This window comes from Actinoplanes sp. CA-051413 (genome assembly GCF_050955795.1).
Lineage (GTDB): Bacteria > Actinomycetota > Actinomycetes > Mycobacteriales > Micromonosporaceae > Actinoplanes.
Window position 1 is genome coordinate 3,962,037 of record NZ_CP192100.1, and the last position, 13,339, is coordinate 3,975,375.

At 72.8% G+C, this 13,339-nt stretch carries 14 protein-coding genes and 1 pseudogene; 8 read left to right on the forward strand and 7 right to left on the reverse strand.

Features of this window, described 5'->3' with window-relative positions; translation table 11 throughout:
* Positions 1–127 precede the first annotated feature (127 nt).
* Positions 128–1,738 carry a chitinase gene (locus ACQP2Y_RS18440; protein ID WP_433729821.1) on the forward strand — a complete coding sequence of 537 codons (1,611 nt, stop codon included), beginning with the start codon at positions 128–130 and terminating at the stop codon, positions 1,736–1,738.
* Between the two features lie 62 nt (positions 1,739–1,800).
* The gene (locus tag ACQP2Y_RS18445; protein WP_433729823.1) at positions 1,801–2,979 is read left to right on the forward strand and encodes an amidohydrolase family protein; all 1,179 of its coding nucleotides are present in this window, start codon (positions 1,801–1,803) and stop codon (positions 2,977–2,979) included.
* 17 nt (positions 2,980–2,996) lie between these two features.
* On the opposite strand, the gene ACQP2Y_RS18450 is transcribed toward ACQP2Y_RS18445, so the two are convergent.
* Positions 2,997–3,593: a TetR/AcrR family transcriptional regulator gene (locus ACQP2Y_RS18450; protein WP_433729825.1), complete on the reverse strand. Its 597-nt coding sequence runs from the start codon at positions 3,591–3,593 to the stop codon at positions 2,997–2,999.
* A 109-nt stretch (positions 3,594–3,702) separates the two neighbouring features.
* Here ACQP2Y_RS18450 and ACQP2Y_RS18455 point away from each other — a divergent pair, with 109 nt between their 5' ends.
* Together ACQP2Y_RS18455 and ACQP2Y_RS18460 are read left to right on the forward strand one after the other, a co-directional pair.
* Positions 3,703–4,761, forward strand: coding sequence for a DMT family transporter (locus ACQP2Y_RS18455; RefSeq protein ID WP_433729827.1), 1,059 nt, complete (start codon positions 3,703–3,705; stop codon positions 4,759–4,761).
* A gap of 31 nt (positions 4,762–4,792) precedes the next feature.
* Positions 4,793–5,842, forward strand: a complete 1,050-nt coding sequence (locus ACQP2Y_RS18460; RefSeq protein WP_433729829.1) for an LLM class flavin-dependent oxidoreductase — start codon at positions 4,793–4,795, stop codon at positions 5,840–5,842.
* On the opposite strand, the gene ACQP2Y_RS18465 is transcribed toward ACQP2Y_RS18460, so the two are convergent.
* The gene (locus ACQP2Y_RS18465; RefSeq protein WP_433729831.1) at positions 5,787–6,530 is read right to left on the reverse strand and encodes an NIPSNAP family protein; all 744 of its coding nucleotides are present in this window, start codon (positions 6,528–6,530) and stop codon (positions 5,787–5,789) included. The genes ACQP2Y_RS18460 and ACQP2Y_RS18465 overlap by 56 nt on opposite strands.
* 54 nt (positions 6,531–6,584) lie before the next feature.
* Here ACQP2Y_RS18465 and ACQP2Y_RS18470 point away from each other — a divergent pair, with 54 nt between their 5' ends.
* Positions 6,585–7,178, forward strand: coding sequence for an Rrf2 family transcriptional regulator (locus ACQP2Y_RS18470; protein WP_433729833.1), 594 nt, complete (start codon positions 6,585–6,587; stop codon positions 7,176–7,178).
* Here the strand turns inward: ACQP2Y_RS18470 and ACQP2Y_RS18475 are convergent.
* On the reverse strand, positions 7,120–7,611 hold the full coding sequence (locus ACQP2Y_RS18475) for an Lrp/AsnC family transcriptional regulator (protein WP_433729835.1): 492 nt from the start codon (positions 7,609–7,611) through the stop codon (positions 7,120–7,122). The two genes, ACQP2Y_RS18470 and ACQP2Y_RS18475, sit on opposite strands and share 59 nt — an antisense overlap.
* 111 nt (positions 7,612–7,722) lie before the next feature.
* Between ACQP2Y_RS18475 and ACQP2Y_RS18480 the strand changes: the two are divergent.
* Positions 7,723–8,721 (forward strand): annotated as a pseudogene (locus tag ACQP2Y_RS18480) (APC family permease); the annotation flags it as partial.
* 208 nt (positions 8,722–8,929) lie between these two features.
* Here the strand turns inward: ACQP2Y_RS18480 and ACQP2Y_RS18485 are convergent.
* On the reverse strand, positions 8,930–9,772 hold the full coding sequence (locus tag ACQP2Y_RS18485) for an alpha/beta hydrolase family protein (protein WP_433729837.1): 843 nt from the start codon (positions 9,770–9,772) through the stop codon (positions 8,930–8,932).
* A gap of 74 nt (positions 9,773–9,846) precedes the next feature.
* On the opposite strand from ACQP2Y_RS18485, the gene ACQP2Y_RS18490 reads away from it, so the two are divergent.
* On the forward strand, positions 9,847–10,794 hold the full coding sequence (locus ACQP2Y_RS18490) for an LLM class F420-dependent oxidoreductase (protein WP_433729839.1): 948 nt from the start codon (positions 9,847–9,849) through the stop codon (positions 10,792–10,794).
* On the opposite strand, the gene ACQP2Y_RS18495 is transcribed toward ACQP2Y_RS18490, so the two are convergent.
* From ACQP2Y_RS18495 to ACQP2Y_RS18505, 3 genes are all read right to left on the reverse strand, one after another.
* On the reverse strand, positions 10,787–11,344 hold the full coding sequence (locus ACQP2Y_RS18495) for a hypothetical protein (protein WP_433729841.1): 558 nt from the start codon (positions 11,342–11,344) through the stop codon (positions 10,787–10,789). The genes ACQP2Y_RS18490 and ACQP2Y_RS18495 overlap by 8 nt on opposite strands.
* Positions 11,345–11,353: 9 nt before the next feature.
* Entirely contained in the window at positions 11,354–11,563 is a 210-nt protein-coding gene (locus ACQP2Y_RS18500; RefSeq protein ID WP_433729843.1) for a hypothetical protein, read from the reverse strand.
* 130 nt (positions 11,564–11,693) lie between these two features.
* A complete protein-coding gene (locus ACQP2Y_RS18505) occupies positions 11,694–12,677 on the reverse strand; it encodes a hypothetical protein (RefSeq protein ID WP_433729845.1) in 984 nt (327 codons plus the stop codon).
* Between the two features lie 157 nt (positions 12,678–12,834).
* Between ACQP2Y_RS18505 and ACQP2Y_RS18510 the strand changes: the two genes are divergently transcribed.
* On the forward strand, positions 12,835–13,263 hold the full coding sequence (locus ACQP2Y_RS18510; RefSeq protein ID WP_433729847.1) for a hypothetical protein: 429 nt from the start codon (positions 12,835–12,837) through the stop codon (positions 13,261–13,263).
* The last annotated feature ends 76 nt before the right edge of the window (positions 13,264–13,339 follow it).

The window sequence follows — 13,339 nt, forward strand, 5'->3', positions numbered from 1 at the left end:
TCCCATCGGCGTTCTCGGACCGGTTCTTAAAGGTTTTGCCCGCCCCGGCCTTCAGTTGCCGGGGAATCTGCCGATCCGAGAGCTGGAGGGGTCCGCCCCCGGACGCCCCACAACCGAGAGGCCGCCCATGCTCACCGACCGCGCCGTCCCGCTGTCCGTGCGGCCGGAGGACGACCCTCTCGCCGACCCGGACTGGCAGGAACCGGAGGCTCCGGCAGAGCGCCTGTCCTGGCTGCGGCTCGGCTTCCTGGTGCTGGTGCTGGCCGGGCTGGGGGCCGGCGGCACGGTCGCGGTGCTGCACCTGCGCGACGCGGCCGGCCCGACCGCGAAGTCGTGGGCCGTACCTTATGTTGACGTCACCTTGACCCCGACGTTCGAGTTCCAGGATCCGGCGGCGAACCCGGCCAACGACGTGGCCCTGGCCTTCGTGGTGGCCGACCCCAAGGATGGCTGCGCGCCCAGCTGGGGCGGCGCCTACACTCCGGACGAGGCGGCGGCCTCGCTGGAGCTGGACCGCCGGATCAGCCAGCTGCGCTCGGCCGGCGGCAACATCCTGCTCAGCGTGGGCGGCCTGACCAACACCGAGCTCGCGGTGGCCTGCACCGACCAGGCCCGGCTGACCGCTGCCTACCGGCAGCTGGTGCGTCGCTACGACGTGCAGACCTTGGACCTGGACATCGAGGGTACGGCGGTAGCGGACCAGGCGTCCTTGCAGCGGCGTGCGCTCGCCCTGGCGACGTTGCAGGCTGAACGGGCCTCGGCGGGCAAGCCGCTGGCGGTGTGGCTGACCCTGCCGGTGGCGCCGGACGGCCTGACCGCCGACGGGCTGGGCGCGGTACGAGCGACGCTGGAGGGCGGCGTCTCGCTGCGCGGCGTCAACGTGATGACCATGGACTTCGGCTCCGAGGCGGGCTCCGACCCCGACATGCTGGAGCTGAGCACCCGGGCGCTGGAGTCGACCCACCGCCAGCTCTCGGACCTCTACCTGCGGCTGGGTGTGCAGCTCACGTCGCCGCAGGTGTGGTCGCGGATCGGGGCCACCCCGATGATCGGCCAGAACGACGTGGACGCCGAGCGGTTCACCGTCGACGACGCGCGCGGGCTGGCCACGTTCGCCGTCGACAAGGGGCTGGGCCGGGTGTCGATGTGGTCGCTGAACCGCGACGCCCGGTGCCGCGGCACCTTCACCAACGTGGTCGTGCACTCCAACACGTGCAGCGGCGTACCCCAGGAGGCGCTGGCCTTCTCGTCGGTCTTCGCGGGCCTGCCTGGCAGCGCGGTGGGCACGTCCGGCCGCGACTCCGTGGCGATCCCGGACCAGGCGCCGATCGTCGACGACCCGGAAACCAGCCCGTACCCGGTGTGGCGGCTCACCGCCCAGTACGTGAGCGGCTACAAGGTGGTCTGGCACGGCGTCGTCTACGAGGCGAAATGGGTCAACCAGGGCTTCGACCCGTCGGCGGCGGGCAACGGTTCCACCCCCACCCCGTGGTCGGTGATCGGCCCGGTGGGCCCGTCGGAGAAGGCGCCCCGCCCGAGCCCGGCGGTGACCGGGGTGACCGACAAGTGGGACCCGGCGACGGTGTACGCCCGGGGGGACCGGGTGCTGTTCGACGCGCTGCCGTACCAGGCCCGGTGGTCGACGAAGGGTGACGCGCCCTCGACCGAGTACCCGACCAACCCGGACGACCCGTGGCAGCCGCTGTTCACGGTGCCGGGGGAGCCGCCGACGAACTGACCCCTGCGGGCGTGGCATTCTGCCCGTTTGATGCGCGCCGGGCGCTTCTGGGGGGAGCTCGCATGCTTGCGGTTCGGGTGGCGAGGGTGTTCGACGGCGAACGGATGCATGACGGTGGCGCGGTGGTGCTCGTGTCCGGCGGCCGGATCGCCGAGGTGCGGTTCGGCACGGATGCGGTGCCCGACGGCCTGACAGCGTCCGAAGCGCCGGACGGCACGTTGCTGCCGGGGCTGATCGATGCTCACGTCCACCTGTGCGCGGACAGCGGTCCCGGTGCGCTCGACCGGCTTGCCGACCGGCCGGATGTCGACGTGTCCGGGGTGATCGAGGCGTCGTTGCGTGCCCAGCTGGCCGCGGGCGTGACGGCGGTCCGGGACCTGGGGGACCGCCGCGACGCGGTACTGAACTGGCGGGCCGCGGCGGGTGCCGGGCTGCCCGCCGTGGTGGCCTCGGGCGCACCGCTGACGACGGTCGGTGGGCACTGCTGGTCGCTGGGCGGCGAGGTCAGCGGCGTGGCGGAGATCCGTGCCGCGATCCGGGAGCGGGCTGCCGCGGGCGCCGACCTGGTGAAGATCATGGCGAGCGGTGGGGTGTTCACTCCGGGGACGGACACGACGAGGCCGCAGTTCACCGACGACGAGCTGGCTGCAGCCGTACGGGAAGCTCACGACCACGGCTTGCCGATCACCGCGCACGCGCATGCCACCTCGGCCGTCCGGCAGGCGGTGCGGGCCGGGGTCGACGGCATCGAACACTGCACCTGCGTGACGGCCACCGGCACCCTGGTCGAAGACGACCTGGCGTCCTTGCTCGCCGAGGCGAGGATCGCGGTGTGCGCCACGCTGGGCTCGGATCCCGCCGTGGTGGTGCCGCCGGCCGTGCTGGCCATGGCCGAGCGCGCCGGTCTCACCCAGGCCGGCCTGCAGGACGGGGTCGCGCGGCTGTACCGGGCCGGGGTGCGCCTCGTGGCCGGCTCGGACGCCGGGATCGGCCCGGCCAAACCGCACGGCATCCTGCCCGCCACCATCGCCGAGTACGTGGACTCCGGCATCGACCCGGCCGCCGCCCTGGCCGCAGCCACGTCGGTCGCCGCGGAGGTCTGTGGCCTGGGCGAGCGCAAGGGTCGCATCCGCCCGGGCTTCGACGCCGATCTCGTGCTCGTGGACGGCGACCCCACCCGGGACATCACGACCCTGGCCCGGCCGCGGACGGTGTACCTCGCCGGTGAGCCGGCTGCCTGAACCTCAGATCATCATGCTCAGGCTGACCTGAGGATGCGCTGCGCCAGCCAGCTCAGGCCGGCGGCGATCTCGTCGGGTTGCTGGCCGCGTTCGTGGCGCTGGTAGCCGTACACGTCCGGTGCCAGCGGGGCCAGCAGTGGTTCGATCAGTGGCTCCGGGTCGGTGACACCGGCGTCGGTGAGCAGGACGCGGACGTGCGCGCGCCAGAAGCCGTACGCGCCGGTGCGATACCGGGCGGCGCCGGTCTCGGCCCCCAGCACGAGTGGCAGGTGCCGGTCGAGCAGCTCGACCATGGCGGCGTAGAACGCGGCGAGGCGGTCGGCGGCCGGGGCACCGGGGCCCAGCGGCGGAGCTCCGCGCAGCAGCTTCTCCTGTAGATCCCGTTCGTGCTCGTCGAGCAGGGCGGCGGCGACCGCACCCGGGTCCGGATAGCGCCGGTAGAGGGTGGCTTTGCCGACCCCGGCCTCGCGGGCGATGTCCTCCATGGTCACTGTGCGGGGGTCCCCGGCCGCGAACAGACGCGCGGCGGCGTCCAGCACCCGCTGCCGGTTACGCGCGGCGTCGGCGCGTTCCCGGGGCGGGGTCCGCTCGGGTAGCTGCGGGGACAGGGACAAGTGGCCCACCTCACTTCCGGTCCGGGCATCAACTGGACGCTACGTCCGGTTACTCTACTCGACAACGTAGTGGACGATGCGTCCACTTGGATCGTGGTGGGGGTAGCTCATGATCATTTTGCTCATCTCGGCGTTGCTGATCGGTGGACTGCTGGCCGTGCAGGCGTCCGCGAACCTTCAGTTGACCCGCGCGGTCGGCACCCCGTACGGCGCGGCGGTGGTCCAGCTCGGGATCGCTGCCGGCCTGCTTGCCCTGGCGGCGACGCTGACCGGCGGCATCGGGGCTCTCGGCGGCCTGGGAGACGTGGACGCCTGGAAGCTCGCCGGCGGGATCGCCAGTCCGCTGTACATCACCAGCGCCATCATGTTGTTCCCGCGGCTGGGCGCCCTCGCCTCGGTCGGCCTGTTCGTCGCCGGGCAGGTGCTGGCGTCGATCGTGCTGGATCTGGGTGGTCTGCTCGGCCTGCCGGACAATACTCTCGGCGCCGGCATCCTCGTCGGCGCCTTCGCTGTGATCGTCGGAGTCACGGTCGTGATCCGCAGCCAGTCGTCCGCCCCGGCCGCGTCCGCAGCCGCATCCCAAGCCGTGGCCGCGGCCGCGCCCGAAGCCGGGACTCAATCCGGGCTCCCGGTCGCGCCTCAAGCCGCGTCCGCAGGCGCGCCCCAGGCGGTGCCCGCAGCCGCGTCCGGAGCCGGGCCTGCAGCCGCGCCCCACCGCGCCGGCTGGATCGTCCTGGGCCTGATCGCCGGTGCGGCCCTGCCGGTCCAGGGCGCTGTCAACGCCGCCTTGCGCACAGACCTGAGCCCCCCTCTGGCCGTAGGCACGGTGAGCTTCATCGTCGCCACCCTGACCATCACCGTCGTCTTCGGCCTGCTCCGCGCGGCCGGCCGGACACCACCGCTGCGGTTCCGGCCGCTCGCCGCGATGCCCCGCTGGGGCTGGCTCGGCGGTGTCGCAGCCGCCGTCTACGTCACCGCGACGCTGCTGCTCATCCCCAGGATCGGCGCGGCCACGACGGTCGCCCTGACCGTCACCGGCCAGCAGCTCGCCTCGGCGGTGATCGACCACTTCGGACTGTTCCGGCTACCGCCGCGGCCGCTGACCAAGGCCCGGCTCGGCGGCCTGACGGCCCTGGTCATCGGCTGCGCCCTCGTCCAGTTCGCGTGAACGTGAGGGTGAAAATGAAAGGGAGCACCTCATGAGCACAGCACCGATCGGCGTGGTCTTCGGCAGCCTGACCCCGCCCGAGGAACTGGCGAGCGGCGCCGCCCTGGCCGAGCGCCTCGGCTTCGGGGAACTGTGGTTCTCCGAGGACTGCTTCTTCACCGGCGGGCTGTCCGGGCTGACCCAGCTGCTCGCGGCCACCCGGACCGTCCCGGCCGGGCTCGGACTGGCCAGTGTGCAGACCCGGCACCCGGCCGTGCTGGCGATGGAGCTGGCCGGTCTGGCCCGCATGCACCCCGGTCGCGTCCGGGCCGCGATCGGGCTCGGCAACCGCCACTGGCTCGCGCAGCTGGGGCTGCTCCCGCCGCGCCCGCTGAGTGCCGTTACGGAGACCTTCGACGTGCTCCGCCGCCTGCTGGCCGGAGCCACGGTCGACCAGGTCGCCGGCACCCATCAACTGCACGACGTCCAGCTGGCGTTCCCGCCGGCGCAGCCACCACCCTTGTGGATCGGCGCGGTCAACGAACGCGCGTTGCGGGCCGCGGGGGCGACGGCTGACGGGGTGCTGCTGTCCGTGCTCGCCGGGCCGGCGTACGTGGCCTGGGCCCGTGAGCAGGTGGCCGCGGGTGCGGAGGCGGCGGGTCGCCCGGTCCCGCCCATCACCGCTTTTGTGCTGGCCTCCGTCGGCGAAGACGACACCGCGTACGAGGCCGTGCGTGACGCGGTGAGCTTCTTCGCCGGAGCGGAGGCGCACACCGCCCTGATCGGCCGGTCGCCTTACCACGAAGAGATCAGGGCACGGCTGCGGCGGACCCCGCCGGGAGCAGCGCTTACGGTCGACGACGCGTGGATCGACGAGTTCGCGGTCGCCGGCACCGCCGGCCGGGTACGCGACGGCCTGCAAGCACTGCTGGACGCCGGCGCCACCTCGCTCGGGCTCTGGCCCTTCCCGGCCGGCGACCTGCCCGGCCAACTCCACCGGATCGCTTCCGCGCTGCCGCTCAGGCCGGGATCGGCCGCGCTGCCGCTCAGCCCGGGATCGGCCGCGGATGACGTGACGTGGCCGTCGGCTCAAGGCGCATGAGCTCAGCATCCCCGAGCCGCTCGGCGAGCCGCTGCCATTCGGCGTCCGCACCGAGCCGCTTCTCCGCCTGCGACCACTGCTCCCACCCGGCGAAAACCGCCAGCGCGACCACGTGGTCGCCGCCGCGCACCGGCAACTGCGGGAACGTGTTGGCCTTCGGCTCGGTGCGCCACATAGCCACCGGCACGCCGAGCGCCCGCTCGAGCACCTCGTGTCCGCGGCCGGTCAGCGCCGGCTCCAAGTCGGAGCCGGCCGGGAGTGACCACGCCAGAGCGATCACCCACGCCGGGTCGGCCGTCGGTCCCGGGGCTCCGGCGGCAACCGCGGGACCCGGGCGGTGGGCCGGCGAGGTCGGGCGCAGCAGCAGCACGTCATCGCTGTCGATCATGGTGGCGTTGGCGGCGTCCCGATGCTTCTGCCACACCGGGCCGAGGTAGAAGTCCTCCATCGCCTCATGGCGTTGCGCCATGGACGTGAAGCCGCGGAACCACACGAAACGATCCGGGTCGTCCCGGTCCCGGAACTGCCCGCCCAGCCGCATGCCCGACCGCTCCAGGCCGTCGACGAACCACCGCTGGAACACGTCCTGGAGCTCGTCGAACGTGCCCGGTCGCAGCGTGTATCGGCGCATCTCGACGACGTCGCAGCCGGCCAGGTCGGCGGCCACGGCGTTCTGCTGATCCTGCACGGGGTTCCCCCATCTGTAACAATGTGTGTTACTCATTATGGGGGGAGGCCACCCATGGCCGGCAACAGTCGTCTCACCGTGGCCGTGCACGCCCTGTGCTGGCTCGCGCTGGCCCGGCGGCACGGCCACCCCGGACTGACCAGCGACCAGATCGCCGCGAGCCTGGACAGCAACCCGGTCGCCGTACGCCGGGCACTCGGGCCCCTCCGCGACGCCGGCCTGGTCACCGCCGGCCTCGGCCCCGGCGGCGGCTGGTCGCTCGGCCGGCCGGCCGCCGGCATCACGCTCGCCGACGTGTACGCCGTGGTCGAGCCGGGCGCCGTCTTCGCTCTGCACCCGCACCGGCCGAGCCAGGAATGCCCCGTGGGCTACGGCATCGGACCGGTCCTCGAGGACATCTACGACGGAGTGGCCCGGGCCGTGGCCGGCGAGCTTTCCCGCCACACGATCGACCACCTGCTGGACACCCTGCTGAGCACGCACCCCCTGCCCACCGAGTGGGCCGGGATACCGGATGCCGGCGACCGGCCGGCCCAGCGACCAACCGCCGCCAGGGCCGGGGCCGGGGCCGCCGCCGGGGCCGGCGCGGCTAGCGGTCGTCCCGGCGCGGTGCCAGGTGGTCCAACGGCAGCGGCCCCCGGCTCTTGACGGTACGGATCGCGAAAGTGCTGCGCGCGTCGATGACGGACGGGATGGCAAGGATGCGGTCCAGCAGCAGCCGTTCGTACGCGGCGAGAGTCGGCACCGCCACCTCCACCAGGAAGTCGGAGTGGCCGGAGATGACGTGACAGGCCACCACGCCGGAGATGGCGGTCAGGGCGCGTTCGATTCGCTCGGACGTCTCCTGCGAATGCCGCTCGGCCTTCAGCTCGATGAAGACGGTGAGCTCCAGCCCCAGCCGGGCGCGGTCCAGCTCGGCCCGGTAGCCGGCGATGATCCCGTTCTCCTCCAAGGCCCGCAGCCGGCGCAGGCACGCCGACGGTGACAGCGACACCGCGTCGGCCAGGTCGACGTTGGCGATGCGTCCGTCGTGCTGAAGCCGCTCCAGGATGGCGCGGTCGGTGGCGTCGTACAGAGGCATTCGCACATTATGGCGTACTCGGACGGCTACGCGGCAGAATCGTGCGCAGGACAACGAAGGCGGCGGCATCTTTGCCATCGCGTGCGGTCCCGCACGGAACAAAATTGCGGCATGAAGCTCAGCGTCACCCGGGGCGTGGCCCTCTACGTCGGTGCCCTGCTCGGCCCCGGCCTCCTCGTCCTGCCCGGACTGGCCGCCGCGGCCGCCGGCCCGGCCTCGATCCTCGCGTGGATCGGCCTGCTGATCCTCTCCGGCCTGCTCGCCGTGGTCTTCGCCGCCCTGGGCGTGGCCCGGCCCTCGGACGGCGGGGCCGCCACGTACGTGCGGGCCGGGCTCGGGATGCGGGCCGGTCGCGCCGCCTCCTGGTGCTTCCTCGCCGGCATCATCACCGGAGCGCCCGTCGTGTGTCACATGGGCGCCGGCTACCTCGCCGCCCTGCTCGGCGCCGGTCGGGAGGCCACCGCGCTGGCCGGCGCCGGCCTGCTTCTGGTCGTGCTCGCCGTGACCATGTGCGGGGTGCGGGCCTCGACGACGGTGCAGCTCGCGCTGATCGGTGTGCTCGTCGTCGTGGTCATCGTGGCGGTCGCCGGAGCGGTGCCGAGCTCGGCCGCCCGCAACTGGCAGCCGTTCGCGCCGCACGGCTGGCCGGCCGTCGGGTCGGCGGCCGCCCTGCTGATGCTGTCCTTCGTCGGCTGGGAAGCGATCGCCCCGCTCACCGCACGGTTCACCGATCCGCGCCGGCAGCTGCCCAAGGTCATCGGTATCGCCTTCGCGGTGACGACCGTCGTCTACCTGTCGCTGGCCGCCGTCACCGTCGCCGCGCTCGGCCCGCGCGCCGGTACGGAGGTGCCGCTGGCCGCCCTGCTGTCGCTGTCCTTCGGCTCCGCGGGTTCGGCCGTGGCGGCGGGCGCCGCGATCGCCCTGACCGTCGGCACGACCAACGCGTACTTCACCGGCGGCGCCACCCTGGCCCGGAGCCTCACCGCCCCCGGCCGCCGGCGTTGGGCCGATCGCCTGGTCATTCCGCCGTGGCTGCTGACCGTCATGCTGGCCGCCGAGCTCGTCGCGACCTGGCTGCTCGGCACCGGTACGGTCCCGGTCTCAGCCATGGTTACCGTGCCGAGCGCCTTCTTCCTCGCCGTCTACCTCGGCTGCACCGTCTCCGGCTGGCGCACCCTCACCGGAGCACCGCGCACCGTCGCCGCTGTCGCCACGGCGGCCGTCGCCGCCGTCCTGCTCCTCACCGGATACGCCCTGATACCGGCCCTGCTCGTGACGGCTGCGACGGCGATGTGGCCGGCCGGCCGCGCGGGCGTGGTCACGCCCCGGCCAGCAGGTGCCGGTCGAGGAAGTCGACGACAGTGCGAGCCAGCGCGGTCCGGTGATCGGACAGCGCGTGATCGGTCTCGAAGAGCCGGTGTTCCAGCCGGTCGATCGGAAAGTCCCGGTACAGCTGCACCAGCGGGTGGTGATGCGTGTCGGCGGGCGTGACGGGATCGCGGCCCGTGCCGACGAGCAGCACCGGCCGGTCGGCCAGCCGCGGCGCGAGCCCACCCAGGCTCCACGCCGGGCCGGCCGCCTCCATCTCCCGCACGAGCGCCTCGCCGCTGGTGTCCCGCAACGGCAACAGATCGTCGTCGAAGGCCTCGACGTAATCGGCCCGGACCGCCGGGTCCTCGCAGGCTGCCGCGGCGGCGCCGAAGTCGAAACCCGCGATCGAGCCCACCGCGCCCACCCGCGGGTCCGCGGCGGCGGTCATGAGGGCGGCGAAGCCGCCGAGGCTGTGACCGACCACGGCGACCCGGGAAGGGTCCAGGCGGTGGGCCCCGGCCATGGCGTCCCCGCGTATGGCGTCCACGACAGCGGCCGCGTCCTCGAGCACGTGGCCCCAGGTCCAGGAACCGCCCACGCCCCAGGAGCCGCGGTAGTGGAACACGATGGCCGCGTAGCCCGCCCGCCGCAGCGCCTGGGCCAGGTCGAAGTTGCGCTCGTTGCCCGGGAACCCGTGCAGGAGCACGACCACCGGGTGCGGGCCCGGTCCCGCCGGCAGATGCAGGACGCCCAGCAGCGTGTGGCCGCCACTGGCGAACCGCACCGCAGGCGTGGCGGCCGCCGGCGTAAGGGACGGCGGGAAGTCCGCCTCGGAAGAAGCGGCTGTCATGGCGATTCCTTTCCGGTGCGCGCTCGGTCGGTACTACGCAACCACCGGCATCCGAGCGGAAGGACCGTCGTACCGTGGCCCTGACTTTCAGTATCTTTCTTCCCACCGGTTTCGGGCAGGAGTTCGCCCGCTTCACCGACCCGGTCCAGGCCTACGCGACGCTGACCGGGATCGCCCGCGCGGCGGACGAGCTCGGCTACGGCACGCTGTGGGCACCCGACCACCTCACCACGATCCCGCCGTCGGCGGAAATGGTCTTCGAGTCCTGGTCGGTGCTGACCGGCCTGGCCCGTGACACCACCCGGGTCCGGGTCGGGCAGCTGGTGACCGGCAACAGCTACCGCAACCCCGCCCTGCAGGCCAAGATGGCGTCCACCGTGGACGTGCTGTCCGGCGGCCGGCTCACGCTGGGCATCGGCGCGGGCTGGTACGAACCGGACTACATCGGGTACGGCTACGAGTTCGGCACCGCGGGCGACCGGCTCCGGCGGCTCGGCGAGGCAGCCCAGATCATCCTCTCGCTGTGGACGGAGAAGGAGACGACCTTCGACGGCAAGTACTACCAGCTGCGCGGGGCGGTCAACGAGCCCAAGGGTGTCCAGTCGCCGCACATCCCGCTGATGATCGCCGGCGGCGGCGAGAAGGTCACCCTGCGGCTGGTGGCGAAGTACGCCGACGCCTGCAACGCGATGGATTCGCCTACGGTCCTGGAGCACAAGTACGCGGTGCTGCGCGCGCACTGCGAAGAGGTCGGGCGTGACTACGACAGCATCCTGCGTACGGCGACGACCGTGTGCATCATCCGGGACACCGACGCGGAGGCCCGTGCCGCGGTGCCGCCCGGCATGGAGTTCGCCTATCCGGGTGACCTGGGCGGGTACGGGCTCGTCGGGACGGTGGACACGGTCCGCGAGCGGATCGCCGCCTACGAGGCCGCCGGGGTCCAGGAGCTCATCGTCGGCTTCGACGATCCGACCGACGTGGAGCAGGTTCGCCGCTTCGCGGCGGAATTCCTCAGTTGACAGGCCGCAGCCACGCCTCGAACTCCCGCGGCGTGGCGACGTCGTGCTCCAGCACCGCGGTGTAGATCTCGAAACCGCTCACCTCGTCCGGATACTCCGGACGCCGGTGCCAGACGTCCTTGATGCGCAGGATGGTGAGCCGCTGGGCGGCGGTGAGCGAGGCGGCCAGGTCCCGGTGGTACGCCGTCACGTTCGCGTGGTCGTCGTACAGCCAGACGGACAGGTCGACCCGCCACTCGCCGACGCGCAGAGGCAGGTGGAAACGCTCGTCACGCTGCTCGCCGGTGGGCGAGCGTTCCCCGCGTTCGTCGGCGCAGGCGAAGCTGGTGAGGCCGGGCAGCTCGACCGCCCGGCTGAGCAGGCCGAGCACGTCGTGCGGTCCGAACGACGGCCCGCCCAGCAGCATCACGTCGAGGTCGCGCCACACCATCAGCCCGGACACGAAACTGCCGGTCGGCGCGAGCGGTCCCAGGCTGCCGAGCCGGGCCAGCAGCTCGGCCCCCTCGGCCTGCAGAGCGGCCTGCCGCTCGAGCAGTTCCTGGTCACCCATGACGTCGCCCTACACCTGCGGGCAATCCCACGCCTTCGGTGCGCTGTGCCGGGCCGGCTGCTCGGCTGCCCACGCCGCCGGGACCTCGTCCGGCTCGGTCACGATCACGAGCGACTGCGCGGCCTCGGGCTGCGCGGCCGGGTCCGGGCCGGCGACGACCATCGTGATCACGGCGGCGAGGGAAACGAGGGCGGCACTGACGGCGGTTCTGATCCGCATGGCACAGCTCCTGAGGTCTGCGGGCGAGGCGCTATCCGTGCGTCCAAGGTTAGGCGGACCGTACGAGCGGCTGGGAGGACCTGCTGTCGGGGGTACTGACAGACCCTCCCAGTCCGGCCGGGACCGGGCGTCAGGACATCAGGTCGACAAGCGCGTCGCCGTCCGCGGTGCGCCGGAGCCGGACCTGGCGGCCCCGGCGATCCCGGACGATGAGGCCGGCCCGCTCCAGTTGGGCGCAGTGGTACGTCGCCGTGCTGGGCGAGCAGCGCAGCTCGGCCGCGACGTCGCTCATGTGGTGCAGCCGGCCGGCCCGGCGCAGGATCTCGGCCCGGACCGGCCCCAGGACCAGGGCGAGCCGGTCGGTGAGCGGCCCGGCCAGTGGCTGCTCGTCCCACAGCTGGCCGAGGCCGGCCACCGGATACCCGATCCAGACCAGGTCGTCGCGGTCGATGCTGAAGACGGACGCGCGGCTGCCGGACACCAGCGGCACCAGGGTGACCGGCCGGTGCCCGAGGTCGGCGACCACCGGGTTGGGGTCCGGCAGCAGCATCGTGGTGCCGTCGAGGCCGGTGCGCGGGCTCAGCCCGGACAGCACGGCGTCGAGCCGGCCGGTGACCGCGGCGACGCCGACCCGTTCGGTCTCGCGGTCGAGCAGCGGCCGGGCCCGTCGCCAGACCGGCGCGAACGCCTGCCAGAGGCCGCGCAGCACCGCGGCGTAGTCGGCGATGAACCGGCGCGGATCGTTGACCACCGGCTGCCACTGCGCCGGCACCGCACCGCCGAAGTCGCTCTCCAGCTCGGCGGTGAGCCGGTCCGGTGGCAACTCGGTCAGCTCCTCGAGCATCGCCTCGATACCGGCGCCCGGGAACGTCCCGGTCATCGTGACGCTGTCGGGCACCTGCGAGTACGCGGGGGTGAACAGCGGACCGACCACCCGCCCGGTCACCGCCGGCGCGGCGGCGCGCAGGGCTCGCCGCCAGTGCGGGGGCACCCCCTGGGGACGCTCGCCCAGCACGTCGGCGAGCAGCGACATCAGCGTGGCGCCCGCGTGCGGCACGACGGAGACCGCCACCGCGTCGATCCGTCCGAGTTGTAGCTGCGTCTTGCCCCGCACGTGTTTCCCCCGCCCGCCGTTCCCCTCGGTGGCACCGCCGACACTAGCCGACAATTCGATGTCCTTCGAAAGGCTGGTGTCGCGTACCGCGCCGCGGCGAGGCTGGACCGGCACTGTCCACTGAGGTAATTGACATGGGGGAACGACGATGCGTTTCATGCGCAAGCGGCTCCTGACCGCCGCCGCTCTGCTCGGGATACTGGCGTCGCTGGTCGCCGCCGGGCCGGCCCAGGCGGCGCCCAGCGTGCTCAACCTGAGCCAGGTGAACGAGACGACGAACCGGACGACGCCGGTGGGGCAGTACACCACGAAGTTCGGCGTCACCATCGAGCTGCGCGCCGGCTGGTACCAGGGCTTCCAGTACGGCTGGGCCCGGGTCAGCGCGAGTAGCCGGTGGCGTGAGGACGATGTGATCTGGCTGCGGATCTACAGCAACGGCAGCCGGGAGTTCGTGCACGGCACCCGCAACGACGGCAGCCAGACCTCCACCCACACGTTCGGGCAGATCACGCTGGCCGACCCCAACTACCGGTTCTCGGCCTGCCTGCAACGCGGCAACGACTACGACTGCACCGCCGAGTGGTGACGCTGTCCTGAGTGGGGAGCCGGCCCGGCCCGGGCCGGCTCCCCGTGGCCGGTCAGCCGCCGTGCTCGTGCGGCGC